1 protein-coding gene and 1 pseudogene are annotated in these 581 nt (G+C 41.7%); both read left to right on the top strand.

What is annotated here, in order from left to right; all coding sequences use genetic code 11:
• The coding region (locus ACWHAR_RS30040; RefSeq protein WP_452088802.1) for a hypothetical protein at positions 1-77 on the top strand (77 nt) is incomplete at its 5' end.
• Positions 78-177: 100 nt separating this feature from the next.
• A pseudogene (locus tag ACWHAR_RS30035) lies at positions 178-581 on the top strand (squalene--hopene cyclase); the annotation flags it as partial.

Genomic DNA, 581 nt, shown 5'->3' with positions numbered 1-581 from the left:
TCGGACGAGAAATGGGATCATATGCCTTGGATAATTACACAGAAGTCAAAAGTGTATGGATAAACCTTGAAGACTAACATGTATGTTTAAAAAACTGCTGCCTGCCAGCAGTTTTTTTCTTTCTGTAATGGCGGTAAAAGACGCTGAATATATATGCTTCTGAAGGAGTTGAGCGTGATGGGCACACTTCAGGAGAAAGTGAGGCGTTTTCAAAAGAAAACCATTACGGAGTTAAGAGACAGGCAAAATGCTGATGGTTCATGGACATTTTGCTTTGAAGGACCAATCATGACAAATTCCTTTTTTATTTTGCTCCTTACCTCACTAGATGAAGGCGAAAATGAAAAAGAACTGATATCATCCCTTGCAGCCGGCATTCATGCAAAACAGCAGCCAGACGGCACATTTATCAACTATCCCGATGAAACGCGCGGAAATCTAACGGCTACCGTCCAAGGATATGTCGGGATGCTGGCTTCAGGATGTTTTCACAGAACTGAGCCGCACATGAAGAAAGCTGAACAATTTATCATCTCACATGGCGGTTTGAGACATGTTCATTTTATGACAAAATGGATGCT

This window comes from Bacillus sp. LR--39 (assembly GCF_053613335.1).
Note: the sequence above shows the minus strand (reverse complement) of the source record. Positions and strands in the feature narration are given on the sequence as shown.